The sequence below is a fragment of the Nocardioides endophyticus genome, from assembly GCF_039543845.1.
Taxonomy (GTDB): domain Bacteria; phylum Actinomycetota; class Actinomycetes; order Propionibacteriales; family Nocardioidaceae; genus Nocardioides; species Nocardioides endophyticus.
Genome location: NZ_BAABKN010000004.1, coordinates 18375 through 40388 on the forward strand (window position 1 = coordinate 18375; position 22014 = coordinate 40388).

General features: G+C 71.8%; 24 protein-coding genes. 17 read left to right on the plus strand and 7 right to left on the minus strand.

All coding sequences use genetic code 11. The annotated features are described in order from the left end of the window. Positions 1-43: 43 nt before the first annotated feature. Genes mftE through mftF form a run of 3 tightly spaced genes read left to right on the plus strand, consistent with a single transcriptional unit; the run spans position 44 to position 2822 of the window. Positions 44-679 (plus strand): mycofactocin biosynthesis peptidyl-dipeptidase MftE, encoded by a 636-nt coding sequence (gene mftE / locus ABEA33_RS01275; RefSeq protein WP_345524705.1) that lies wholly within the window; start codon positions 44-46, stop codon positions 677-679. Next, the gene (locus tag ABEA33_RS01280) at positions 676-1398 is read left to right on the plus strand and encodes a mycofactocin-coupled SDR family oxidoreductase (RefSeq protein ID WP_345524706.1); all 723 of its coding nucleotides are present in this window, start codon (positions 676-678) and stop codon (positions 1396-1398) included. Before mftE ends, ABEA33_RS01280 begins: the two co-directional genes overlap by 4 nt. Further along, positions 1395-2822, plus strand: coding sequence for a mycofactocin biosynthesis glycosyltransferase MftF (gene mftF / locus ABEA33_RS01285; protein WP_345524707.1), 1428 nt, complete (start codon positions 1395-1397; stop codon positions 2820-2822). The genes ABEA33_RS01280 and mftF overlap by 4 nt, the downstream gene beginning before the upstream one ends. Here the strand turns inward: mftF and ABEA33_RS01290 are convergent. Beyond that, entirely contained in the window at positions 2779-4836 is a 2058-nt protein-coding gene (locus ABEA33_RS01290; RefSeq protein WP_345524708.1) for an MDR family MFS transporter, read from the minus strand. The two genes, mftF and ABEA33_RS01290, sit on opposite strands and share 44 nt — an antisense overlap. 87 nt (positions 4837-4923) lie before the next feature. On the opposite strand from ABEA33_RS01290, the gene npdG reads away from it, so the two are divergent. The 3 genes from npdG (at position 4924) to ABEA33_RS01305 (ending at position 7059) form a co-directional block, all read left to right on the plus strand. Then, positions 4924-5601, plus strand: a complete 678-nt coding sequence (gene npdG / locus ABEA33_RS01295; protein ID WP_345524709.1) for an NADPH-dependent F420 reductase — start codon at positions 4924-4926, stop codon at positions 5599-5601. A gap of 323 nt (positions 5602-5924) precedes the next feature. Continuing rightward, positions 5925-6587: a PQ-loop domain-containing transporter gene (locus ABEA33_RS01300; protein ID WP_345524710.1), complete on the plus strand. Its 663-nt coding sequence runs from the start codon at positions 5925-5927 to the stop codon at positions 6585-6587. 22 nt (positions 6588-6609) lie between these two features. Then, positions 6610-7059 (plus strand): PGPGW domain-containing protein, encoded by a 450-nt coding sequence (locus ABEA33_RS01305; RefSeq protein ID WP_345524711.1) that lies wholly within the window; start codon positions 6610-6612, stop codon positions 7057-7059. 200 nt (positions 7060-7259) lie between these two features. Here the strand turns inward: ABEA33_RS01305 and ABEA33_RS01310 are convergent, their stop codons facing one another. From ABEA33_RS01310 to ABEA33_RS01325, 4 genes are all read right to left on the minus strand, one after another. Continuing rightward, positions 7260-7991, minus strand: coding sequence for a hypothetical protein (locus ABEA33_RS01310; protein WP_345524712.1), 732 nt, complete (start codon positions 7989-7991; stop codon positions 7260-7262). A 122-nt stretch (positions 7992-8113) separates the two neighbouring features. After that, a complete protein-coding gene (locus ABEA33_RS01315; protein ID WP_345524713.1) occupies positions 8114-9421 on the minus strand; it encodes a S1C family serine protease in 1308 nt (435 codons plus the stop codon). Positions 9422-9499: 78 nt separating this feature from the next. Then, positions 9500-10687, minus strand: coding sequence for a 4-hydroxybenzoate 3-monooxygenase (locus ABEA33_RS01320; RefSeq protein ID WP_345524714.1), 1188 nt, complete (start codon positions 10685-10687; stop codon positions 9500-9502). Positions 10688-10749: 62 nt separating this feature from the next. Next, positions 10750-11493: an IclR family transcriptional regulator gene (locus ABEA33_RS01325; protein ID WP_345524716.1), complete on the minus strand. Its 744-nt coding sequence runs from the start codon at positions 11491-11493 to the stop codon at positions 10750-10752. A gap of 69 nt (positions 11494-11562) precedes the next feature. Here ABEA33_RS01325 and pcaH point away from each other — a divergent pair, with 69 nt between their 5' ends. From pcaH to pcaDC, 4 genes are read left to right on the plus strand one after another with little or no spacing between them, the layout of a single operon-like run. Beyond that, complete coding sequence (gene pcaH, locus ABEA33_RS01330) at positions 11563-12336, plus strand: protocatechuate 3,4-dioxygenase subunit beta (RefSeq protein WP_345524717.1); 774 nt, start codon at positions 11563-11565, stop codon at positions 12334-12336. Then, on the plus strand, positions 12333-12848 hold the full coding sequence (pcaG, locus tag ABEA33_RS01335) for a protocatechuate 3,4-dioxygenase subunit alpha (protein WP_345524719.1): 516 nt from the start codon (positions 12333-12335) through the stop codon (positions 12846-12848). The genes pcaH and pcaG overlap by 4 nt, the downstream gene beginning before the upstream one ends. 4 nt (positions 12849-12852) lie before the next feature. Beyond that, the gene (locus ABEA33_RS01340) at positions 12853-13950 is read left to right on the plus strand and encodes a lyase family protein (RefSeq protein ID WP_345524720.1); all 1098 of its coding nucleotides are present in this window, start codon (positions 12853-12855) and stop codon (positions 13948-13950) included. After that, positions 13947-15128 (plus strand): bifunctional 3-oxoadipate enol-lactonase/4-carboxymuconolactone decarboxylase PcaDC, encoded by a 1182-nt coding sequence (pcaDC, locus tag ABEA33_RS01345; protein WP_345524721.1) that lies wholly within the window; start codon positions 13947-13949, stop codon positions 15126-15128. The genes ABEA33_RS01340 and pcaDC overlap by 4 nt, the downstream gene beginning before the upstream one ends. A 40-nt stretch (positions 15129-15168) precedes the next feature. Here the strand turns inward: pcaDC and ABEA33_RS01350 are convergent, their stop codons facing one another. Continuing rightward, complete coding sequence (locus tag ABEA33_RS01350; RefSeq protein ID WP_345524722.1) at positions 15169-16065, minus strand: LysR family transcriptional regulator; 897 nt, start codon at positions 16063-16065, stop codon at positions 15169-15171. A 71-nt stretch (positions 16066-16136) separates the two neighbouring features. Here ABEA33_RS01350 and ABEA33_RS01355 point away from each other — a divergent pair, with 71 nt between their 5' ends. The 5 genes from ABEA33_RS01355 to ABEA33_RS01375 are packed head-to-tail and all read left to right on the plus strand — an operon-like array spanning position 16137 to position 20150. Further along, entirely contained in the window at positions 16137-17318 is a 1182-nt protein-coding gene (locus ABEA33_RS01355) for a thiolase family protein (protein ID WP_345524723.1), read from the plus strand. Further along, positions 17315-17989, plus strand: a complete 675-nt coding sequence (locus ABEA33_RS01360; RefSeq protein WP_345524724.1) for a 3-oxoacid CoA-transferase subunit A — start codon at positions 17315-17317, stop codon at positions 17987-17989. Before ABEA33_RS01355 ends, ABEA33_RS01360 begins: the two co-directional genes overlap by 4 nt. Beyond that, the gene (locus ABEA33_RS01365) at positions 17986-18630 is read left to right on the plus strand and encodes a 3-oxoacid CoA-transferase subunit B (protein ID WP_345524725.1); all 645 of its coding nucleotides are present in this window, start codon (positions 17986-17988) and stop codon (positions 18628-18630) included. The genes ABEA33_RS01360 and ABEA33_RS01365 overlap by 4 nt, the downstream gene beginning before the upstream one ends. Before the next feature lie 22 nt (positions 18631-18652). Beyond that, on the plus strand, positions 18653-19999 hold the full coding sequence (locus ABEA33_RS01370; RefSeq protein ID WP_345524726.1) for a hypothetical protein: 1347 nt from the start codon (positions 18653-18655) through the stop codon (positions 19997-19999). Further along, positions 19992-20150, plus strand: a complete 159-nt coding sequence (locus ABEA33_RS01375) for a hypothetical protein (protein ID WP_345524727.1) — start codon at positions 19992-19994, stop codon at positions 20148-20150. The genes ABEA33_RS01370 and ABEA33_RS01375 overlap by 8 nt, the downstream gene beginning before the upstream one ends. 7 nt (positions 20151-20157) lie before the next feature. Here ABEA33_RS01375 and ABEA33_RS01380 read toward each other — a convergent pair whose 3' ends face one another. Beyond that, positions 20158-20415, minus strand: a complete 258-nt coding sequence (locus ABEA33_RS01380; protein WP_345524728.1) for a GlsB/YeaQ/YmgE family stress response membrane protein — start codon at positions 20413-20415, stop codon at positions 20158-20160. Positions 20416-20514: 99 nt separating this feature from the next. Here ABEA33_RS01380 and ABEA33_RS01385 point away from each other — a divergent pair, with 99 nt between their 5' ends. Next, positions 20515-21450, plus strand: coding sequence for an amidohydrolase family protein (locus tag ABEA33_RS01385; protein WP_345524729.1), 936 nt, complete (start codon positions 20515-20517; stop codon positions 21448-21450). Beyond that, positions 21447-21992: a cysteine dioxygenase gene (locus ABEA33_RS01390; RefSeq protein ID WP_345524730.1), complete on the plus strand. Its 546-nt coding sequence runs from the start codon at positions 21447-21449 to the stop codon at positions 21990-21992. The genes ABEA33_RS01385 and ABEA33_RS01390 overlap by 4 nt, the downstream gene beginning before the upstream one ends. Positions 21993-22014: the final 22 nt, after the last annotated feature.

Genomic DNA, 22014 nt, shown 5'->3' on the forward strand with positions numbered 1-22014 from the left:
AGCCGATTTCGGTTGCTGGCTCACCGACGCCCGGGAGCATCCGATGACCCGCCTGGCGGACGCCACCTCACCCGAGGCAGCCGGCGCCGGCCTGGTGCTGGTGCCGGTCGGGTCGATCGAGCAGCACGGTCCGCACCTGCCGCTCGACACCGACACGACGATCGCGATCGCGGTGGCCGAGGTGGTCGCACAGGAGCTGCCGGGCACGTGGGTCGCGCCGGCGGTCTCCTACGGGTCGAGCGGTGAGCACCAGTCCTTCCCAGGCACGTCCTCGATCGGCACGGACGCCCTCACTCACCTGGCCGTCGAGCTGGTCCGGTCGCTGCGCACCTGGGCGGACCGGGTCGTCTTCGTCAACGCCCACGGCGGCAACCTCGCCGCCCTGAAGGCCTCCCCCGAGCTCGAGTGGGTGCCCTGCATGACCGAAGAGGTGGACCTGCACGCCGGCTTCACCGAGACTTCGTTGATGCTGCACCTGCGCCCGGACTCGGTCCGCCTCGACCTGGCCGAGGCCGGGAACACCCAACCGTTGAGGGAGATCCTCCCGGCGATGATGGCCGGCGGCATCGCCGCCGTGTCGCCCAACGGCGTGCTCGGCGACCCGGCCGGCGCGTCCGCGGCCGAGGGCGAGCGAGTCCTGAAGGCGATGGTCGCCGACATCCTCGGACGGCTTGAATGAGGGTCGCGCTGGTCACCGGCGCGGCCGGGGGCATCGGATCCGCGACGGTGTCGAGGCTGAGCGAGCAGGGGTACGCCGTGGTCGGCGTGGACCTCGAGGAGGCCGCCGAGTCCGACACCGTGGCGCATGTCGTGGGTGACGTGCGGGATCGCTACGTGCTCAAGGGTGCGGTCGACTTCGCCCTCGCTCGCTGGGGCCGGCTGGATGCGGTCGTGGCCGCCGCTGCGGTCATCGCCGGCGGGCACCCGCTGTGGGAGACCTCTGACGAGGAGCTCCAGACGCTCTGGGACGTGGACGTCCGCGGGGTCTGGAACACCGCCGCGGTCGCCGTACCCGCCATGCTGGCCGGCCCGGACCCGCGCGGCTGCCGGTTCGTCGCCGTCGCCTCGGCGGCCGGCACCTACGGGCTCTTCAACCTCGCCGGCTACACCACCGTCAAGCACGCCGTCGTCGGTCTGGTGAAGGGCCTCGCGGCCGACCTGGTCGCCACCGGGGTCACGGCCGTCGCCGTCTCGCCCGGCTCCACGAACACCCCGATGCTCGACGCCACCGCCGACCTCTACGGCATCTCGGACCCGGTCATCTTCAGCAACAACCAACTGCTGCGCCGGGTGCTCGACCCGGAGGAGATCGCGGCCACGATCGCCTTCTGCTGCTCGGTCGACGGCGCGGTGCTCAACGGCAGCGTCGTGCACGCCGACGGCGGCTTCCGGCCGTGAGCCAGCCGACTTCGGAGGGCCTCCCGTACGGCTTCCGGGTCCGGATCGGCGCCGACGTCCGGGTCCACGACGGCGGGCGGACCCTGGTGGGCGGCTCCCCGCTGCGGGTGCTGCGGCTCAAGGAGCCCGCGCCCGCGCTGGCACGCGGCCAGATCCTCGAGGTCGCCGGACCCGCGTCGGCCACCGTCGCCGAGCGGCTGCTCGCCGCCAACCTGGCGGAGCCGGTCCTGGGACCGACGGCCGACACGGGTGAGGTCACCGTCGTGGTGCCGATCCGGGACCGCGCCGACCGCCTCGACCGGCTGCTGGGTGCACTCGTCGGTCTCCCGGTCATCGTGGTCGACGACGCGTCGCGTGACCCGGCGGCGGTCGCGGCGGTCGCGTGGCGGCACGGCGCGCGGCTGATCGAGCTGCCCGACAACGTGGGCCCCGCAGGCGCCCGCAACGCGGGGATCGCCGAGGTGCGCACGCCGTACGTCGCGTTCGTCGACTCCGACGTGGTTGTGGAGGCGGCGGCGCTGCGCGGTCTCGCCGGCCACTTCGCCGACCCGCGGGTCGCGGCGGTCGGGCCTCGAGTGCAGGGAGTCGCGCGGAGCGCCGACCCGCGCCGGTTCGAGCGCTGGGACGTCGACGGGCTGTCGCTCGACCTCGGCGAGGTCCCCGCGCTGGTGCGCCCGTGGTCCAAGGTCGGCTGGCTGCCCAGCGCCTGCCTGCTCGTCCGGATGGCCGACCTAGAGGCGGGTGCGTTCGACGAGGGCCGTCGCGTGGGCGAGGACGTCGACCTGGTGTGGCGACTGATCCAGGCGGGCCGGCATGTCCGCTACGACCCGGCGTACGTCGCAAGCCACGACAGCCGCGTCACCTGGTCGACCTGGCTGGGTCGCAAGGCGTTCTACGGCACCGGTGGCGCCTGGCTGGCGCAGCGGCACGGCGACTGGATGGCGCCCGCGGTGCTGTCTCCGGTGCCGGCCGTCGGCGCTGTCGCCCTGCTGGCCCAGCGGCGCTGGTCGGTGCCGGTCGCCCTCGGCTGCGTGGGCCTGGTCAGACACCGCCTCGGCCGCACCCTTCCGGACACTCCCGACCGCGGCCGGCTGGCCACCGAGCTCACCGCCGAGGTGGCGGTCTCGACGCTGCGGCAGGGCTCGCACCTGCTGCTGCGGCACTGGTGGCCCGGGGCGGCGGCAGCCGCGGTGGTCTCGCGCCGGGCGCGCCAGGCGGTCGCCGCTGCGATGGTCTGGGACCTGCTCGACCACCGAGAGGTTCCGCTGGCCCGGGCCCCGGAGGCGTTCGTCGCGCGACGCCTCGACGACCTGGCGTACGGCGCGGGCCTGTGGTGGGGCGCCGCGCGGGCTCGCTCGGCGCGGGTGCTGGTGCCCCGGATCACGGGGTTGCGTCGCTCGCGAGCGCCGCGGCAGGCGGCCTGACGGGAGACTCGACCCGCTCGACCACGATCCGCTGCACGACGTAGGCGATGGCCTCGGCGACGCCCTCCGGGGTCTCGCCCTCCATGCCCTCGAGGTTCTCGAGGATCCACGCGCTGAGGTCGTCGCTCAGCCGGTCCACGGTGCCCTTGCCGAGAGCGGTCAGGGTGAGGTCGTCGAAGTTGCCCTCGACGTACCCGTCCGCGACCACCCGGCGGAAGAGCGGCTCGAGGACCGCAGCAGGCAGGTGTCGCGACCACGCGATCTGGGCGACGTCGGCCCGGTGGCCGGACGCGGTGAGCCCGTAGACCTGCACGATCGCCCAGATCCCCGCCGCGTCGAGGTCGGACTCGTCGGACTCCAGCAGGTCGAGGACTCGGTCGCGGCGCCGGCCGTAGAGCAGGTTCGCGATCCGGCGCGACAGGATCTCCTGGTTGGGCAGCGACTCCGGGGCGCCGAAGCCCGGCCCGAGGTCGTTGGCCTCCGGCGCCAGGCTGTCGGCGAGCTTGACCTGCGGCAGGAAGAGCGCGAGCACGAAGGCGACCAGCGCCACCGGGACGGCCCAGAGGAAGACCTGGGTGAGCGAGTCGGAGTAGGCGTTGACGATCGGGGCGATCACGCTGTCTTCGAGCTGGTGCAGGGCGCTCGGGATGGCGAGGTCCTGAGGGGTGACCCCCGGGCTCTCGGCGATGGCGGCGGGCAGTCGGTCGCTCAGGAAGTTGGCATACAACGTGCCGAAGATCGCGGCACCGAAGGCGCTGCCCATCGTGCGGAAGAAGGTCACCCCGGACGTCGCGACGCCCAGGTCGGTGTAGGGGACCGACGCCTGCACGATGATCGTCAGCACCTGCATGCTCAGCCCGATGCCCATGCCGAGCACGAAGAGGTAGAGCGACGAGAGGCCGACCGAGGTCGACGGGTCCATCGTCGAGAGCAGGAAGAGGCCGAGCGCCATCACCAGGCCCCCGACGACGGGGAAGACCTTGTAGCGGCCGGTCTTGCTGACGATGTTGCCGCTGGTGATCGCGGTGACCAGAAGTCCGAGGACCAGGGGCAGCATCCGGAACCCGGACTGGGTCGCGGTCACGCCCTCGACGTACTGGAAGAACGTCGGGAGGAACGTCATGGCGCCGAGCATCGTGAACCCGACCACGAAGGCGAGCGCGCAGCAGTCCGAGAAGACCTTCGACTTGAAGAGCCGCAGCGGCAGGATCGGCTCGGCCGCGCGGCTCTCGATCAGGACGAACACGCCGAGTACGGCGACGCCGCCGACGAGCAGGCCGATGATCTGCCAGGAGCCCCAGGGGTACGTCGTACCCCCGAGGCTGGCTGCCAGGACCAGCATCGAGGCGCCGAGCGCGACTGCGGCCATGCCGGCGTAGTCGATGCGTGGCTTGGCGCCGCCGGGGACCTTGGGGATCGTGAAGCGGGCCGCGACGATGACGATCAGAGCGAGCGGCACGTTGACGTAGAAGCACCAGCGCCAGCTGGCGTTGTCGGTCAGGAGGCCGCCGAGCAGCGGGCCGATCACGGTCGCGACGCCGAAGACGGCGCCGAGGGCGCCCTGGAACTTGCCGCGGTCGCGCAGCGGGATGATGTCGGCGATCAGCGCCGTGGCCGTGACGGTGAGGCCACCGGCGCCGATGCCCTGCAGGGCGCGCGATCCGATCAGCCAGGCCATGCTCTCGGACAGTCCGCACAGCGCCGAGCCGATGATGAAGATGGTGACGCTGAGCTGGAAGACCAGCTTGCGGCCGAACTGGTCGCCGAGCTTGCCGACCACCACGGTCACGGCTGTCTGTGCGAGCAGGTACGACGTCACCACCCACGAAACGTGCTCGCCGCCGCCGAGGTCGCCCACGATCGTCGGCAGCGCCGTCGAGACGATCGTGCCGTCGAGGGCCGCCAGCAGCATGCCGAGACCGATCGTCGCGAACGCCACGATGCGAGCTCGGCCCTCGAGGAAGGTCGGCGCCGGTGGCGCAGGGGGAACGGGAGACGTGGCGATGGCGGTCATCGAGCCTCCCGGCGTGGTGTCCACGATGTGAGGTCCACCACCCTGCCTTACCGCGTCATCCGGACGCCAGGCTGACAGAGTGTCGCCATGAGCAACCTCCCCGAATCTCTCGCTGGCAAGACGGTCTCGGTCCTGGGTGGCACCGGTCCTCAGGGTCGCGGTCTGGCCCGGCGGTTCGCCGCCGCCGGACTGCCCGTCGTGATCGGGAGCCGCAGCGCCGAGCGCGCGTCGGAGGCCGCGGCGACGCTGGCCGAAGCTGTCGGTGGCGACGTGACCGGCGCCGACAACGCGGGTGCCGCGGCCGCGGGTGACATCGTCGTCGTGGCGGTGCCGTGGGACGGGCACGGCGAGCTGCTGACCGAGCTGGCTCCCGCCCTCGCGGGCAAGGTCGTCGTCGACTGCGTGAACCCGCTCGGCTTCGACAAGCAGGGCGCCTACGCACTGCCGGTCGAGGAGGGCTCGGCCGCCCAGCAGGCGCAGGGGATCCTCGCCGAGTCGACCGTGGTCGGTGCCTTCCACAACGTCAGCGCCGTGAAGCTCGAGGACCCCGAGGTCACCTCCGTCGACACCGACGTCCTCGTCCTCGGCGACGTGCGCGAGGCCACCGACCTGGTCCAGGACCTCGCCGGCACCATCCCCGGCGTCCGTGGTGTGTACGGCGGCCGCCTCCGCAACGCCCACCAGGTCGAGGCTCTCACCGCCAACCTGATCAGCGTCAACCGTCGCTACAAGGCTCACGCGGGGATCCGGGTCACCGACATCTGAGTCGTCGTGCGGGGACCGGGAAGGCGCCACGGCGTTCGCCGAGAAGCGGCCGCCGCGCCACCGGGGCCGCTGAAGACGGGACATCTTCCCGTCGCTGAGGACGCATGCGGGAAGATCTGTGGGTGACATCACCCTGAGTGACAACACTTTGGGTCGGAATGGGTCCGAAAGGTCGGTAGGATTGCCGGGCCGGCAGGCGTGTACGCCGCCGGCCAGCCATCCCTAGTCAGTTTCGACGACGGTCGTCGTGCGCCCAGCAATGTGCGGGCACACGGCGGCCGTCGTCTGTGTCCAGCAGAAGTCTCAGTAGAAAGACCCGGCCCGTGCACCTCTCGCTCGCGACCGTCGTCGGCCTGGCCGGCACGCTCCTCGCGTTCGCCTACACCGTCCCCCAGATGCGCAAGCTCACGCACACCGGCAGTGCCGCCGGCGTCAGCGTCGCCGCGCTGGCCAACTCGACGGTGAGCGGCATCGCCTGGACGATCTTCGGCGTCGTCGAGCACGAGGTCTGGGTCGTCCTCCCGGCGTTCCTGGCGCTGCCGGGTACGGCGGGCGCGATGGTCCTCGCCTGGCGGCGTGGCGGCAGCCGCGATCGGATGTGGCTGCCGGCCGTCTGGGCGCTGACGATCGCGGTGTTGACCGCCCTGGTGCCGGTGCTCGGCTCGCGGCCGATCATCGTCGCGCTCGGCTGCTCGATCACGCTGATGGTCGGCCCGGCGGCGGTCACTGCCTGGCGCTCGCACGACGTGTCGGCGATCGCCGCGTCCGCCTGGGCGATGCTGCTCGTGGACGCCGCCCTGGCGGGGGCGTACGGCCTGCTCGCCGACATCGACGCCAACCTGATCTACGCGCTCGTCGCGTCCAGTGGTGCGGCCCTGATCCTGACCCGGCTCGCCGTACCGCCACACGTGCACGCCCGCCTGGTGCGGCTGCCTGACGGGATCGACCCGGACGTCGCCCGAGACGACCTGAGCCTGGCTGCTTGACGCACTCTGGCAGGCTTCGGGCATGGGTTTCCCCGGCGGCCGCCACGCGAAGCGCATCCTGCTGGAGGTCGTCGGATGGTCCCTGATCGTGGCGGGGATCGCCGCGCTCGTCCTGCCGGGCCCCGGACTGCTGATGCTCTTCGCCGGCCTGGTCGTGCTCTCCCAGCAGTACGAGTGGGCCGAGCGCCGGCTCGAGCCCGTCGAGCGGATGGCCAAGCGAGCCGCGTCCGAAGGCGTCGAGACCTGGCTGCGGGTCGCGATGTCGACACTCGGGGGGCTGGCGATCCTGGCGTTCGGCGTGCTCTGGATCGTCGATCCGGATGCTCCGAGCTGGTGGCCGGTCCGCGAGTCGTGGTGGCTCATCGGCGGCCCGGCGACCGGGGTGACGCTGGTGCTCTCCGGCTTCATCGCCCTGGGACTGCTGGCCTACTCCTACTGGAAGTACCGCGTGAAGGGCGACCCGGTGCCGTGACGACCAGGATCAGCCCGATGACCACCAGGCGGCCGACCAGCGACAGCACGCTGCCCTCAGGACCGTAGGCGCCGACGCCGCGGATGCCGGCGCCCAGGGGCTCACCGGCCCGTTTCGCGCGGACGGCGGCCGCGGTCGACGTACCCAGTACGACGACCACGACCGCCGCGAGGATCAGATCCACGCGCGCAGGCTGGGGCCTACGCGGTGCGGGCGAGCCCTCCTTGCGGCAGGAGCGAGCCGGGGCAGAGTCCGGGGATCGGCAGCAGGCCGCAGATGAGCGTCGGGCTGGGGGCGCTGCCACCGCTCGCCGCGTCGCAGATGGCCTGCGGGAGGCCGGCGTCGCAGAGCGGCTGGATGGGCGAGGCTCCGCCCGGCGGGACCGGTGCGCTGGCCGCGTCGCAGATGGCCTGCGGGAGGCCGGCGTCGCACAGGGCCTGGATCGGCGATGCTCCGCCAGTGCCGCCCGGCAGGGGCAGCTGGCTCAAGGCGTCACAGATGGGCTGCGGCAGGCCGGCGTCGCAGGCGGGCTGCAGCGGGCCCGGGTTGACCGGGCCGGGCCCAGGGCCGGGGCCGCCCGCGTTGCGGCACTTCTTCAGCGCCCGCTTGGCCTTGGCGACCTGACGGTGCGCCTTCTTCTTCGCCTTCTTGGCCTTCTTGAGCTTCTTGTCCGCCGCGTGCCGCTGCTTGCTGGAGTCGGCGCGCTTCTTGGCCTTCGCCACCTTCTTCACGCGCTTGTCGGCCTTCTTGGCCTTCTTCTTGGCCTTGACGACCTTCTGCTTCTGTTTGGCGCACGGCTCGCCGGCCTTGGCCGTGCTGCTCCCGGACCGGGCGGAGCTGTCGCTCGCGGCGGTCGCGGACGTGGTGCCGACGAACGACATCGCGGCCACGACGCACAGCGCGAGCAGCGCCTTCATCAGGTGCCTGAACATGGGTTCTCCCGTCGTTGTTGCCAGCCCGTGGAGGTGGGCCCGCGTCTCGTACCCACGAGCAACGAGAGGAGAACCGGAAGGTTGTGACCGGCGACACCCTGTCTAGACCAGTTGGTCGTCCGTCAGTTGACCGGGGACTCCCCGAGGGTGACCTGCGCGCTGTGGGTCGAGCCCGAAGCGTCGGCCCAGCGAAGCGTGACCGAGTCGCCGGGTGCGTAGCTCGCGAGCGCCGACCTCAGCACGTCGTACGACGTGATCGTGGTGCCGTCGATGCCGGTGATGGTCGCGCCGGCCTCGATGCCGGCCTGGGCGGCGGCGCCACCGCTCTGGACCTGACCCACCACGACGCCGGAGGCGGAGTCGGACTGGGTGCTCGCGATGCCGAGGTACGCCGAGGGGCCGACCTGCACGCCGTCGCCGCTCCTGCCGTCCTCGATCTGCTGGGCGATGTCGAGCGCGTCCTCGATCGGGACGGCGTAGCTCTGGGTCTGGCCGCCGCTGGAGGCGGCCGTGGTGATGCCGACGACCTCGCCCTCGTCGTCGAGGAGCGCGCCACCGGAGTAGCCGCCGACGACGTTGGCGTTGGTCTCGATCAGCCCGGTGAGGTGCTCGCCCTCGACGGTGCCCTCCGACTGGGTGTCGATCGACTGGTCGAGGTCGACGACCGTGCCGGTGGAGGCCGAGAGGAAGCCCTGGCCCTGGGCGTTGCCGACCGCGGTGACATCGTCGGAGACGGCCGGGTCGCCGTCGTCGTCGAGGTCGACCGTCGCCAGGCCGCTCGCGCCGCCGAGCTGGAGCAGCGCGACGTCGGCGGCCTGGTCGTGACCGACCACCTCGGCGTCGTACGTGTCGCCGCTCGTGGCGATCGTGACCTTGACCGAGGTCGAGCCCTCGACGACGTGGTAGTTGGTGAGCACCAGGCCGGAGGAGTCGAGGACGAGGCCGCTGCCTGCCGCCTCACCGGCGGTGGTCTCCGTGTTGATCAGCACGACACCCTGGGACTGGTCTGCGGTGGCGTCCGCCTGGTTGCCCTCCTGGCTGCTGGTGCTGCCACCGAGCTGGTCGTCCGGGGCGCCGTTGCCCCAGGTCCCGCCGCTGTCGCCCGTGTCGGGCCGCTGAGGAGCGGCGGCGGCCGGACCGTCGGCGACCGCGCTCTGCCCACCGCCGCTGGCGAGCGCCCAGCTGACGGGGACGGCGACCGAAGCCGCGATGACGCCGCCGGCGACGGCGCCGGCGAGTGAGGAGCGCCAGCTCCAGCCGCCGCGGTGAGCGGCGACGGGGGCGGGGTGGGCGGCGGCCTGCTGGAACGGCGCGGCGTACGGGTCCTGGTAGGGGTTGCCGTAGGGGTCGTACGCCGGGGGCGCGGTCTCGGGCTGAGGGATGCGCCCGATCGGAGTGGTGTCGTCGCGCGACGGGTCGTGGTCGGTCATGGTCCCAAGTTCAACCGACGATCCTGCTGTTACCCCCAGGGATTCCTGTACGAAGCCTGTGAGTCAGGAGGTCTTCCGTCAGAAGCCGATGGGAAGGCCGGCGTAGTTCTCGGCCAGCCCGGTGGCGCCGGCCTCGCTCGACGTGACCCAGCGCAGCTGCGAGAGCTGCAGCTGCTCGTCGAACGGGTCGCCGCTGGCGTGCAGCATCGTCGTCATCCACCAGGAGAAGTGGGTGCACCGCCAGACCCGGCGCAGGGCGGCGTCTGAGTAGCCGTCGGCGAGGGCAGGGTCGCCCTTGAGCATCGCCACGAGTGCCGGCGCCAGGAGGGCGACGTCGGCGACCGCGAGGTTGAGCCCCTTCGCGCCGGTCGGGGGCACGATGTGCGCGGCGTCGCCGGCCAGGAAGAGTCGGCCATGGCGCATCGGCTGCTGCACGAAGGAGCGCATCGGCAGCACGCTCTTGTCGGTCACCGGACCGGGGGTGAGCTGCCAGCCGTCCTGCCCGTGGCCGAGCCGGGTGGCGAGGGCGTCCCAGATCCGGTCGTCGGACCAGTCGTCGATCCTGGTGTCGTTGGGGACCTGGAGGTAGAGCCGCGACACGGTCGCCGACCGCATCGAGTGCATCGCGAACCCGTCCGGGTGCCAGGCGTAGATCAGCTCGTCGGTCGAGGGCGCGACGTCGGCGAGAATCCCCAACCAGGAATAGGGGTACGTCTTCTCCCAGGTACGACGGATCTCCTGCGGGACGGCTTCGCGGGACGGCCCGAACGACCCGTCGCAGCCGACCACGACGTCGGCCTCGAGCCGCTGCTGGACGCCGTCCTTGTCGGTGAAGGTGACCGACGGCCGGTCGGTCCCGGAGCCGGTGGATGCAGTGTCGTGGAGCGCGGTGTCGCCGATCTCGTAGTGGACCTCCTGGCCGCGGGCGTGGCAGGCGGCGACGAGGTCCTTCTGCACCTCGGTCTGTCCGTAGACGAAGACCTGGCGGCCGGTGAGGTCGAAGAAGTCGAGGTGGTGCCGCTCCTCCGGCCACTGCAGGTAGATGCCGCGGTGCGGGTCGGCCTCGCGGTCGAGCCGCTCGCCCAGTCCGACCTCGCGGAGCAGGTCGACCGTGGACTGCTCGAGGATGCCGGCGCGGATCCGGCCCGCGACGTACCCCTCGGCGCGGGTCTCGACGACCACGGACTCGACGCCGTCGGCGGCCAGCAGGTGGGACAGCAGCACCCCGGAAGGGCCTGCGCCGACGATGGCGACCTGGGTACGCATGGTCGCAGTGTGGTCGGTCACGGGTCGATCGGATCAGGCGGGCGTTCCGCTGGGTGGAAGGTCTAGCCGAGCGAGCGGCCGATGCCGCGGGCGGCGACCTGGAGGGCGCCGACGAGCTTGGCTCGGTCCTTCAGCGACGGCAGCACCATTCCGAGGGCGGCGACCACGTCGGGTCCGCGACGGACCGGCACTGCGATCGAGCAGCCGCCGAGACTCATCTCCTCGGTGGTGGTGGCGTAGTCGTCGCGGACCACCCGCGCGAGCTGGCGGCGCAGCAGGCCCGGCTGGGTGATCGTGTACGGCGTGATCCGGGTCAGGTCGGCGAGCACGGCGTGCTGCACGTCGAGGGGCGCGTGTGCGAGCAGCACCTTGCCGACGCCGGTCGCGTGCAGCGGCAGCCGCGAGCCGATGCTGCTCACGACCGGGACCGAGGCGTGGCCGGCGAGCCGGTCGACGTAGAGCGCCGACGTCCCGTCGCGGACGGCGAGGTGGACGGTCGCGAGCGTGGCGCCGTACAGGTCGTGGAGGTACGGCGAGGCCACCTCGCGCAGCCCGGTCTGCACCGGCGCGAGCAGCCCGATGTCCCAGAGCCGCCGCCCGACGGCGTACTCACCCGTCGACGTGCGCACCAACGCGCCCCACGCCACCAGCTCGCCGACCAGCCGGTGTGCGGTGGGCATCGGCAGTCCCGCGCGGTCCGCGAGCTCGGTGAGGGTGAGCCGTCGGTGGTGCTCGTCGAAGGCGCCGAGGAGTGCCAGCGCCCGGGAGGTGACGGTCGCTCCCGGGGTGGAGGTGTTGCCGGCCATGAGCGACAGTCTTCCACTGAGCGGAAGGCTCCTGTCGTCACCGACGCCGGGTGTCCCTACGTTCGCCGGGTGAGCCAACTCGCCAGCCAGGCCGACCTCAGCGCCGAGATCGACGCGATCTCGAAGGAGTACGAGGCCGCCGGAGCTCTACCGGATTTCCGGGCGGAGACCAACACCCGGCTCGACTACCCGCCGTACCGCTCCAGCGTCCTGCGGCACCCGACCAAGGCGCCGCAGCAGGCCGATCCGGAGGGCATCGAGCTGTGGGCGCCGGTCTTCGGGCAGCGCGACGTCGACCCTCTCGAGTCCGACCTGACCATCCAGCACCGCGGCGAGCCGATCGGCGAGCGGATGGTCGTCACCGGCCGGGTCACCGACGGCGACGGCCGCCCGGTCCGGCACCAGTTGGTCGAGATCTGGCAGGCCAACGCCGGGGGGCGCTACATCCACCAGCGCGACCAGCACCCGGCCGCGATCGACCCGCACTTCACCGGCATGGGCCGGTGCCTCACCGATGCCGACGGCACCTACTCCTTCACGACCATCAAGCCCGGCCCTTACCCCTGGAAGAACCACCACAACGCCTGGCGGCCGGCGCACATCCACTTCTCGCTGTTCGGCACGGAGTTCACCCAGCGGCTGATCACCCAGATGTACTTCCCGGGCGACCCGCTCTTCGCGCTCGACCCGATCTACCAGTCGATCGTCGACCCGGCGGCGCGTGAGCGCCTGGTCGCGACGTACGACCACGACGTCACGACCCACGAGTGGGCGACCGGCTACCGCTGGGACATCGTGCTGAGCGGCTCGCACCGCACCCCCCATGAGGAGGACGTTGCATGAGCGCCCAGGGTCGGCAGAGCCCCACGCCCGGCCAGACGGTCGGTCCCTTCTTCGGCTATGCGCTGCCGTACGACGGGGGCAACGAGCTCGTGCCGCCGACCCGGCCGGACGCGATCCGGCTGCACGGTCGCGTGTACGACGGCGCCGGCGACCCGGTGCCCGACGCGCTGATCGAGGTGTGGCAGGCCGCGCCCGACGGCTCGGTCCCGCAGGCGGCGGGGTCGCTGCATCGTGACGGCTACACGTTCACCGGCTGGGGCCGGGCCGCGACCGACCGCACCGGGCACTACCAGTTCTCGACGCTGCGACCGGGCGGCGCGACGCCGTACTTCGCCATCACGGTCTTCGCCCGCGGGCTGCTCGACCGGCTCTTCACCCGGGCCTATCTGCCGGGCTCTGCCCCCGCGCAGTGGCCGAGCCTGGCCGCCGCGGCCGACGACCGCGGCTTCGTATTCGACATCCGGCTGCAGGGCGAGGGCGAGACGGTCTTCCTGTCCTACACGCAAGACTGACCCCATGGCAGCAGACCTCTTCTGGCCCGGGGACGACCGCGCCGGCGACCACTTCACGTCGGAGTCGTTCCTGTGGGCGATGGTCGACGTCGAGTCGGACTGGCTGGGCCGGCCGCTCACGGTGCCGAAGGACCTCGAGTGGCTGGCGAACGAGTCCGAGTCCGGCGGCAATCCGGTGATCGCACTGGTCGGACTGCTGCGTGAGCAGGACGAGGGGGTCCACCGCGGCTTGACCAGCCAGGACGTCGTCGACTCTGCGCTGATGCGGATGTCGGAGGCGGCGGTCGTGTCCGTGCGTCGTGACCTGCATGCGGCCGTCACCCGGCTCGCGGCGCTCGCGGCCACGCATCGGGACACCCCGATGGTGGCCCGGACGCTCACCCAGCATGCGGTCCCGACCACGTTCGGGTTCCGGGTCGCAGCCTGGCTGACGGCCGTGCTCGATGCGGACGACACCCTCGCCGACCTGGACTTCCCCGACCAGATCGGCGGTGCTGCAGGCACCCGGGCGGCGATGGTCGAGCTCGGTCGCGAGCTGCCACCGGGCGTCCCGCGGTGGCACACGACCCGTGCGCCGGTCACCCGGCTCGGGGACGCGCTCGTCGGCTGCACCGACGCCTGCGCCAGGATCGCCAACGACGTCGTGACCATGTCGCGCCCCGAGATCGGCGAGCTCGCCGAGGGCAGCGGCGGTGGCTCGTCCACCATGCCCAACAAGGCCAACCCGGTGCTGTCCGTGCTGGTCCGGCGCGCCGCCATGACGACGCCCCAGCTCGCTGCGACGCTGCATCTCGCCGCCGCCCAGCAGGTCGACGACCGTGCCGATGGCGGCTGGCACGCGGAGTGGGCGACGCTGCGCGACCTGGTCCGCCGGACCCTGGTCGCCGCGTCGCAGACCGCCGACCTGCTGGCCGGGCTGCGCGTCGACCCGGATCGGATGGCCGCAACCTTGGCCGGTGCCGGTGACGCGGTGCTCGCCGAGCAGCGGACCATGGCAGCAGCCGCGGGGCACGACCCCGCGCCGTCGTACCTCGGTGACGCGATCGCGTACGTCGATGCGGTCGTCGCCCGCGCCCACAGCACCCTCGAGGAGAGTCCGTGATCCCCAGCATCACCGCCGTACGCCTGACCGGCGCCCGGCACCGCACCGAGCTGCCGCTGCTCGTCCTCGGCCCGTCGCTCGGCACGTCCGCGACCACGTTGTGGAGCGCCTGCGCCGCCGGGCTCACCGACGCCTTCGACGTGCTCGCCTGGGACCTGCCCGGGCACGGCCACAACCGGGGGGTGCCCGAGGAGCCGTTCACGATGGCCGAGCTCGCGCTCGGCGTTCTGCGGGTCGTCGATGACGTCCTCACCGAACGCGGTCAGCCGCGAGGCCCGTTCTTCTACGCCGGTGACTCCGTGGGTGGTGCGGTCGGGCTGCAGCTGCTCCTCGACGCCCCGGACCGGATGGTGGCCGCGGCGCTGCTGTGCACCGGTGCGCAGATCGCGTCCGAGGACACGTGGACCGGGCGGATGAGCCAGGTCGCGATGTCCGGCACTCCGGTCATGGTCAGCGGGTCCGCCGAGCGGTGGTTCGGCCCGGGCTTCGTCGAGCGCGAGCCCGAGCGAGCCTCGGCGCTGCTGCACGCTCTGTCCGACGCGGTCGATGAGGGGTACGTCCAGGTCTGCGGCGCGCTCGCGGCGTACGACGTGCGCGACGAGCTCGCCCGGGTGACCGTGCCGGTCCTCGCGGTCGCCGGCGGCGCCGACGTCGCCACCCCGCCGGACAAGCTGCGCGAGATCGCCGACGGCGTACAGGACGGGCGGTACGTCGAGCTCGAGGGCGTCGCTCACCTGGCTCCGGCGGAGGCTCCGGACGTGGTGGCCGCCCTGCTGCGCGAGCACTTCTTGGGTGAGGCTCCGCGACCCGAGGAGTCGGCGGGCATGGCAGTGCGTCGCGAGGTGCTCGGCGACGCGCACGTCGACCGGGCGATCGCGGGGACCACCGACTTCACGCGGGACTTCCAGGAGCTGATCACGGCCTACGCCTGGGGTGAGATCTGGACCCGACCCGGGCTCGACCGCCGCAGCCGCTCGATGATCACGCTGACCGCGCTGATCGCCCGCGGGCACCACGAAGAGCTGGCGATGCACGTGCGCGCCGCGCTCCGCAACGGGTTGAGTGTCGACGAGATCAAGGAAGTGATCCTGCAGTCCGCCATCTACTGCGGTGTCCCCGATGCCAACACCGCCTTCCGGATCGCGTCGGGGGTGCTCGGCGAGGAGGGCCTGCTGTGACGCTTGGCCGAGGGGCCCACGTGGGCCCCTCGGCCAAGCGTCACAGACATGACCTGATGGCAGCGCTCACCTGGGCCACCGCCGGAGAGTGGTCGCCGGACCGGGTGGCGAGGACCAGATCGACGCTGGGTGGGTCGACGCCGGGTGGGTCGGTGAGGGCGACGTAGGAGACGCCGTCGAGGCCCAGGGAGCGCACCGGCTCGGGGACGAGTGCGACTCCGAGGCCGGCCGCGACGAAGACCACCAGCGTCGCCGTCTCGCCGACCTCCAGTACGGGGTCGGGCGTGAAGCCGGCGTCGGCGCACGCCTCGAGGACGCGCGCGTGCATCGACGAGCGGTGCCCGGACGGGTGCATCACGAACGCCTCGTGGCTCAGGGCCGAGAGGGGGATGCGGCGTCGGTCGGCGAGAGCGTGACTGCTGGGAAGCACGGCGACGAGGCGCTCGGACCGCAGCGGTTGCACGGTCAGATCCGCGCTGTTGAGCGGATCCGGGCGCATCAGTGCCAGGTCGTAGGTGTGGTCGCCGAGGCCTGCGACAAGCTGCGGGGACAACAGCTCCCCGTGCAGCTCGAGCTCGACGTCCGGCAGCTCGCGGCGCACCTCGCGGGCGACGCGGGGCAGGACGTCGTACGTCGCCGTCCCGATGAAGCCCACCGACACCCGCCCGGCGTGGCCCGAGGCGAGCAGCTCCATCTCCGCCTCGGCGCGGGCGACGTCGCCGAGCACCGTCCGCGCGTGCTCCGCGAAGCGCAGCCCGGCCTCGGTCGGCTCGACGCGGCGGGTCGAACGGGTGAAGAGCGAGACGCCCAGCTCGCGCTCCAGCTGCTTGATCTGCTGGGAGAGTGCTGGCTGGGCTATGTGCAGCCGGGCAGCGGCACGACCGAAGTGGCGCTCGTCGGCGAGCACCGTGAACGACCGCAGGTGGCGCAGCTCCATGCACTCAACTTATCAATCGACCGTTATTCAGTATTGGAGTTGATCACGGCGTGCGGCCTACGCTCGCAGGCATGAGCTCTGCTTTTGTGTACGCCGCGGTGCGCACCCCGTTCGGCCGCTTCGGTGGCGCGCTCGCCGACACCCGGCCCGACGATCTGGCCGCGACCGCGGTCCGTGGCCTCCTCGAGAAGACGCCCGGCCTCGACGAGGAGCGGATCGGTGACGTGGTCTGGGGTTGCGCCAACCAGGCCGGCGAGGACAACCGCAACGTCGGCCGGATGGCGGTGCTGCTGGCCGGACTGCCGGTGTCGGTGCCGGCGACGACGGTCAACCGGCTCTGCGGCTCGTCTCTGGACGCCGCGATCATCGGTTCGCGCACCATCGAGTCCGGCGACGCCGACGTCGTCCTGACCGGGGGCGTGGAGTCGATGACCCGGGCGCCGTGGGTGCTGCCGAAGCCGTCACGTGCCTTCCCGGCAGGCAACGTGACGGCAGTGTCGACGACGCTGGGCTGGCGGCTGGTCAACGAGCGGATGCCTGCGGAGTGGACGGTGTCGCTCGGTGAGGCCAACGAGCTGCTGGGGGAGAAGTTCTCGATCGGCCGCGAGCGGCAGGACGAGTTCGCGGCGCGCTCGCACGAGCTCGCCGACGCGGCCTGGGCGGCCGGCTTCTACGACGACCTCGTGGTCCCGGTCGACGGAGCCGACCTGGCTCGCGACGAGAGCATCCGGCCGGGCTCGACCGCCGACAAGCTGGCGGGTCTGAAGCCGTCGTTCCGTACGGACGGGACCATCACCGCCGGCAACGCGTCTCCGCTCAACGACGGGGCGTCCGCCGTGCTGCTCGGGTCGGAGGCCGCCGCCGCGAGCATCGGTCGCGCGCCGATCGCGCGGATCGCCGGTCGTGGGGTGTCGGCGGTGGAGCCTCCGATGTTCGGCTACGCCCCGGTCGAGGCCGCCGACCGTGCGCTCGCCCGAGCCGGGATCACCTGGGCCGATGTCAGTGCGATCGAGCTCAACGAGGCGTTTGCGGTGCAGTCGATCGCCTGCGTCGATGCCTGGAAGGTCGATCCGGAGATCGTCAACGCCAAGGGTGGCGCGATCGCGATCGGCCATCCGCTCGGTGCGTCCGGCGGTCGGATCATCGGCACCCTCGCCGCGCGCCTGCAGGAGTCGGGCGGACGGTACGGCGTCGCCGCTATCTGCATCGGCGTCGGCCAGGCGCTCGCGGTAGTGCTGGAGAATGTGGCATGACGGCTGCCATCTGTGACACCGCGGCCGAGGCTGTCGACGGGATCGCGGACGGCTCGACCGTGCTGGTCGGCGGGTTCGGGATGGCCGGCATGCCCGTGCACCTGATCGACGCGCTGATCGAGCAGGGCGCGAGCGACCTGACGGTGGTGTCCAACAACGCCGGCAACGGCGACACCGGGTTGGCCGCGTTGTTGGCCAAGGGGCGGGTGCGGAAGATGATCTGCTCCTTCCCGCGCCAGGCCGACTCCTACGTCTTCGACGGCCTCTACCGCGACGGCCGGATCGAGCTCGAGGTCGTGCCGCAGGGCAACCTGGCCGAGCGAATGCGCGCGGCCGGTGCAGGGATCGGGGCGTTCTTCTGCCCGACCGGCGTCGGCACGCCCCTGACCGAGGGCAAAGAGACGCGCGAGATCGACGGTCGGACCTACGTGCTGGAGTACCCCATCCGCGGCGACGTCGCCCTGGTGGGCGCGCACCGCGCGGACCGGATGGGCAACCTCGTCTACCGCAAGACGGCCCGCAACTTCGGGCCGGTGATGGCCACCGCCGCGACGACGACGATCGTGCAGGTGTCGTCCGTGGTGGACGTCGGCGAGCTCGATCCCGAAGCCGTTGTCACGCCGTCGATCTACGTGGACCGTGTCGTGAGTGTGGGGAGTGTGGCGGTATGAGCCTGACCAAGACTCCGTTGACCAGGGATGGGATGGCGGCCCGGGTCGCCCAGGACATCCCGTACGGCGCCTACGTCAACCTCGGCATCGGCCAGCCCACGCTGGTGGCTGACCACCTCGACGCCGACTCCGGGGTCGTGCTGCACACCGAGAACGGCATGCTCAACATGGGCCGGGCCGCCGTCGGCGACGAGATCGACCCCGACCTGATCAACGCCGGCAAGATCCCGGTGATCGAGCCTGCGGGAGCGGCGTACTTCCACCAAGCGGACTCGTTCGCGATGATGCGCGGCGGCCACCTCGACGTCTGCGTGCTCGGCGCCTTCCAGGTCTCCGCGGCTGGCGACATCGCCAACTGGCACACCGGAGCACCCGACGCGATCCCCGCCGTCGGTGGCGCGATGGACCTCGCCATCGGGGCCAAGAGCGTCTTCGTGATGATGACGCTCTTCGCCAAGGACGGCACGCCCAAGCTGGTGCCGTCGTGCACCTACCCGCTCACCGGCGTCGGCTGTGTTTCCCGCGTCTACACGGACGTCGCGGTGTTCGAGGTGGGTGGAGAGCACGTCGTGGTGGTCGAGACCTTCGGGACGTCGTACGACGAGCTCAGCGAGCGGCTGGACGTGCCCCTCCGGCGCTGACGAACGTCCTACGGTGGGGGGCATGGGCGAGCCGGACCTCTTGATCACGCACGCCGAGAGATGGGCGACCGGGAAGAGCAGGAGTGTCGAAAGTGAGCTGCTCCGGCAGATCGTGAACCTGCGACTCCGGTACGACGAGCTACCGCCGGGCGCGTGGCCCGCGGGCAGCGCCGAGCGCCTCCTCCTCGTGACCTGGCCGGCGTACGGCCCGCAGCCACCGGACCCCGACAGCCTGCGAGAGACACTCGACACCTTCTGGTCATTCCTCCGGGCCACGGGGCGGATGGCCGGTGGATCGGCGACGCCCGCCGAGCTGCGCAAGGAGGTGCGGCGTGCGCTTCCCAAGATGGCAGCGGCGTGCGAGGACCCGGCCAACCATGCGCAGGGCAGGGTGCTGGGGGACTTCGGCCGCAGCATCGGCGTGGACCTGGACGGTGCCGCTGACGTCGCCGACCTCAAGGCACGCGTGGCGCAGGTGACGGCGGCCTGGAACGCACTGCCCACCGAGGAGCGGGCGCGCCTGATGCCGGACCCGTCACCCAAGAGCCTGACGGGGCAACGGATGACGGCGGCCGTCAACCGGCTGCCCTGGCCCGAGCCTGAGCCGGACGACTTCGATGCCGAGATCGAGCCCGGAGACGTCAAGGTGTCGGCACAGCTCGCGCGGTCCTCGGCCTTCGTCGCGGCCTGTCTCGCGCTGGTCGAGTGGCTCGGTCAGGGTAAGCCGGTGACCCCTCGTGGGCTGCTGCGCCCGCCCGTCGCGCGGGAGGCGTACCGACACCTCGATCTGTGGCAGTGGCAGCGGCGCTTCGAGGCGGTGAAGCGAGGGTCGTACGGAGTCCCGGCGACGCCGATGACGGCAGAGGCGGATGCCTTGCTCGCCGAATCGGCTCTGAACTCGTGGCGCAGCGCGGGTGACTGTCTCGCACTCGATCGACTCTGGTACGCCTGCGACGCTGCAGACCAGGTGGAGCTGACGCGTTCGACGGCTCGTCGGGGTCAGCGGGCCCCCGAGACCGACGAGGAGTGGCGGGACCTGGCACTCGTCCTGCTGCTCGGGCTCTGCTTCCGGTTGGGCTGGTACGTCGTAGAGCCGATGGCCGGGATGCTCCTGCTGGCCGTGGTCGCCGAGGACGAGGTGGTGCCGCTCGATGCTGTGCGTGCGTGGTGGGACTCCCGCTGCCCCGAATCGCTGCGGAACCTCGACGCCCTGAGGTGGCAGGAGCGCCTGGACGTCGTGATGTTCCACTTCGAGGACGCCAACCTCTGGACCGTCGTCGACGACCGCTACACGCTGACCGACCTCGGTCGCGACTTCGCCATCGTGTTCGTCAACGCCATCGACTCCGGACTGCTGGACGATGACTGACGGCTGGGCCGGGCACGTCTGGGCCCAGACGCTCGACGGCGTACGCCGGCTCGTCGTGGTGGCCGCGCATCCCGACGACGAGTCACTGGGCGCCGGCGGTCTCCTGGCGAGTGCGTACGAGCGCGGCCTGGACCTGATTCGCGACGAGTAGGACCTCGTCAGGCCGTGCGGTCCTTGCCGGTGACGGCCTCGGCGGTGCCGACGAGCAGCAGCGCGGCCACGACCGAGAGCACGAAGCCCAGAATGTTGAGCTCCCAGATGCTGCCGGAGCCGATCAGCCAGGCGATCGTGCCGCCGATGAGCGAGCCGACCACCCCGAGACCGAGGGTCGCGAGGAGGCCCAGGTTCTGCTTCCCGGGCTTCAGGAGACGGGCGAGCGCTCCGATGATGAGCCCAGCGACGAGGAATCCGACCATGGGACCGACACTACTCAGCGGTTGGTCACCGGACGGTGAGACGAATCGCCGATCCACGGATTAAGCAGATAAAGTCTCCCAACTTAGTATTCTTAAGGCATGAGGGAGACCGTGTCCGCCATCGACCTGCACCAGCACCTGTGGCCCGAGCCGCTGCTCGAGCTGCTCCGCCGCCGCACGACGACGCCGTACCTGCGCGGTTGGACGCTGCACACCGACGGTGAGCCGCCGTACGAGGTGAAGGCCGAGGACCACGACGTCGTACGCCGGACCGCGCTGGACGTCGCGGCAGGCACCGGCCTCGCGTGCGTCAGTCTCTCGGCGCCCCTCGGCCTGGAGTCGCTCCCGCGCGACGAGGCCGGCGCCTCGCTCGACGCCTGGCACCTCGGCGCGGCCGCGCTGCCGGACCACTTCGCTCCCTGGGCGTCGGTGCCGGTCGTCGAGCCCGATCTCGACGAGCTCACCCGGCTGCTCGACGGACCGTTCGTCGGCGTGCAGATCGCCGCCACCCAGGTCACCACGCCGGCCGGCTGGGAGGCCCTCGGCCAGGTGCTCCGCGTCGCCGAGCAGCTCGGCAAGCCGGTCTTCGTGCACCCGGGCCCGACGGCCGTGGCCGAGGCCGGGCCGGGATGGTGGGCGCCGGTCGTCGGATACGTCGGCCAGCTGCACGCGGCCTGGTGGGCGTGGCACGCCGCCGGCGGGCGCGGGCAGTTTCCGGCGCTGCGACTGGTGTTTGCCGCCGGCGCAGGCCTCGCGCCGCTCCACCACGAGCGCCTCAGTGCCCGCGGCGGTGAGCCCGGCACCGTCGATCCCGACGTCTTCGTCGACACCTCGTCGTACGGCGCGCAGGGGGTCGACGCCCTGATCCGGGTGCTCGGCATCGACACGATCGTGCTGGGCAGCGACCGTCCGTACGCCGACCCGCTCCCCGCGCTGTTCGGGGAGGCGGCGACCCGCGCCATCCGCATCGACAATCCCCGCCGGGCACTCGGCGGACAGCACCGCGGCACCACCCTGAAGGAGCACGCAGCATGAGCACTCTCGCCGTTGAGATCCCGGCCCGCGAGGCGACCCCGCTCGAGGGCGACCTCACCCTTGCCACCCTCCCGGGACGCGACCTCGACCAGGACGAGCTGCGCTCGCTCGCGTCGTACCTCGCCCTCCACCCGGATCAGTGGCGCCACCACCTGGCGTTCGACGCCGACAACCGGGTCTACGTCTCGCTGCATCGCGATGCGCACGTCGACGTCTGGCTGCTCTGCTGGACGCCTGAGAACGACACCGGCTTCCACGACCACGACGTCTCCTCCGGCGCCGTCGCGGTCGTCGAGGGCACCCTGCTCGAGCACAACCTCGCGGTCGGCAACGAGACCATCGAGACGTACGTCGAGGGCGGCCAGGTCTTCAGCTTCGGCCCCGACCACATCCACCGGCTCACCGGCGCCACCCACGGCGCCGTGTCCGTGCACGCCTACAGCCCGCCGCTGTGGCGGATGGGTCAGTACGCCGTCGGCGCCGACGGCCGTCTGCGCCGCCAGTCGGTGTCGTACGCCGAGGAGCTGCGCCCGATCGAATAGGGGAGCTGCGCGCGCCGGGACG

What these genes read in the sequence shown, in the direction of transcription:
- mftE (WP_345524705.1), top strand. Translation starts at nt 44, where the DNA reads ATGACCCGCCTGGCGGACGCCACCTCACCCGAGGCAGCCGGCGCCGGC.
- ABEA33_RS01280 (WP_345524706.1), top strand. Translation starts at nt 676, where the DNA reads ATGAGGGTCGCGCTGGTCACCGGCGCGGCCGGGGGCATCGGATCCGCG.
- ABEA33_RS01290 (WP_345524708.1), bottom strand. Translation starts at nt 4,836, where the DNA reads ATGACCGCCATCGCCACGTCTCCCGTTCCCCCTGCGCCACCGGCGCCG.
- npdG (WP_345524709.1), top strand. Translation starts at nt 4,924, where the DNA reads ATGAGCAACCTCCCCGAATCTCTCGCTGGCAAGACGGTCTCGGTCCTG.
- ABEA33_RS01305 (WP_345524711.1), top strand. Translation starts at nt 6,610, where the DNA reads ATGGGTTTCCCCGGCGGCCGCCACGCGAAGCGCATCCTGCTGGAGGTC.
- ABEA33_RS01310 (WP_345524712.1), bottom strand. Translation starts at nt 7,991, where the DNA reads ATGTTCAGGCACCTGATGAAGGCGCTGCTCGCGCTGTGCGTCGTGGCC.
- ABEA33_RS01315 (WP_345524713.1), bottom strand. Translation starts at nt 9,421, where the DNA reads ATGACCGACCACGACCCGTCGCGCGACGACACCACTCCGATCGGGCGC.
- ABEA33_RS01320 (WP_345524714.1), bottom strand. Translation starts at nt 10,687, where the DNA reads ATGCGTACCCAGGTCGCCATCGTCGGCGCAGGCCCTTCCGGGGTGCTG.
- ABEA33_RS01325 (WP_345524716.1), bottom strand. Translation starts at nt 11,493, where the DNA reads ATGGCCGGCAACACCTCCACCCCGGGAGCGACCGTCACCTCCCGGGCG.
- pcaG (WP_345524719.1), top strand. Translation starts at nt 12,333, where the DNA reads ATGAGCGCCCAGGGTCGGCAGAGCCCCACGCCCGGCCAGACGGTCGGT.
- ABEA33_RS01340 (WP_345524720.1), top strand. Translation starts at nt 12,853, where the DNA reads ATGGCAGCAGACCTCTTCTGGCCCGGGGACGACCGCGCCGGCGACCAC.
- ABEA33_RS01350 (WP_345524722.1), bottom strand. Translation starts at nt 16,065, where the DNA reads ATGGAGCTGCGCCACCTGCGGTCGTTCACGGTGCTCGCCGACGAGCGC.
- ABEA33_RS01355 (WP_345524723.1), top strand. Translation starts at nt 16,137, where the DNA reads ATGAGCTCTGCTTTTGTGTACGCCGCGGTGCGCACCCCGTTCGGCCGC.
- ABEA33_RS01360 (WP_345524724.1), top strand. Translation starts at nt 17,315, where the DNA reads ATGACGGCTGCCATCTGTGACACCGCGGCCGAGGCTGTCGACGGGATC.
- ABEA33_RS01365 (WP_345524725.1), top strand. Translation starts at nt 17,986, where the DNA reads ATGAGCCTGACCAAGACTCCGTTGACCAGGGATGGGATGGCGGCCCGG.
- ABEA33_RS01370 (WP_345524726.1), top strand. Translation starts at nt 18,653, where the DNA reads ATGGGCGAGCCGGACCTCTTGATCACGCACGCCGAGAGATGGGCGACC.
- ABEA33_RS01375 (WP_345524727.1), top strand. Translation starts at nt 19,992, where the DNA reads ATGACTGACGGCTGGGCCGGGCACGTCTGGGCCCAGACGCTCGACGGC.
- ABEA33_RS01380 (WP_345524728.1), bottom strand. Translation starts at nt 20,415, where the DNA reads ATGGTCGGATTCCTCGTCGCTGGGCTCATCATCGGAGCGCTCGCCCGT.
- ABEA33_RS01385 (WP_345524729.1), top strand. Translation starts at nt 20,515, where the DNA reads ATGAGGGAGACCGTGTCCGCCATCGACCTGCACCAGCACCTGTGGCCC.
- ABEA33_RS01390 (WP_345524730.1), top strand. Translation starts at nt 21,447, where the DNA reads ATGAGCACTCTCGCCGTTGAGATCCCGGCCCGCGAGGCGACCCCGCTC.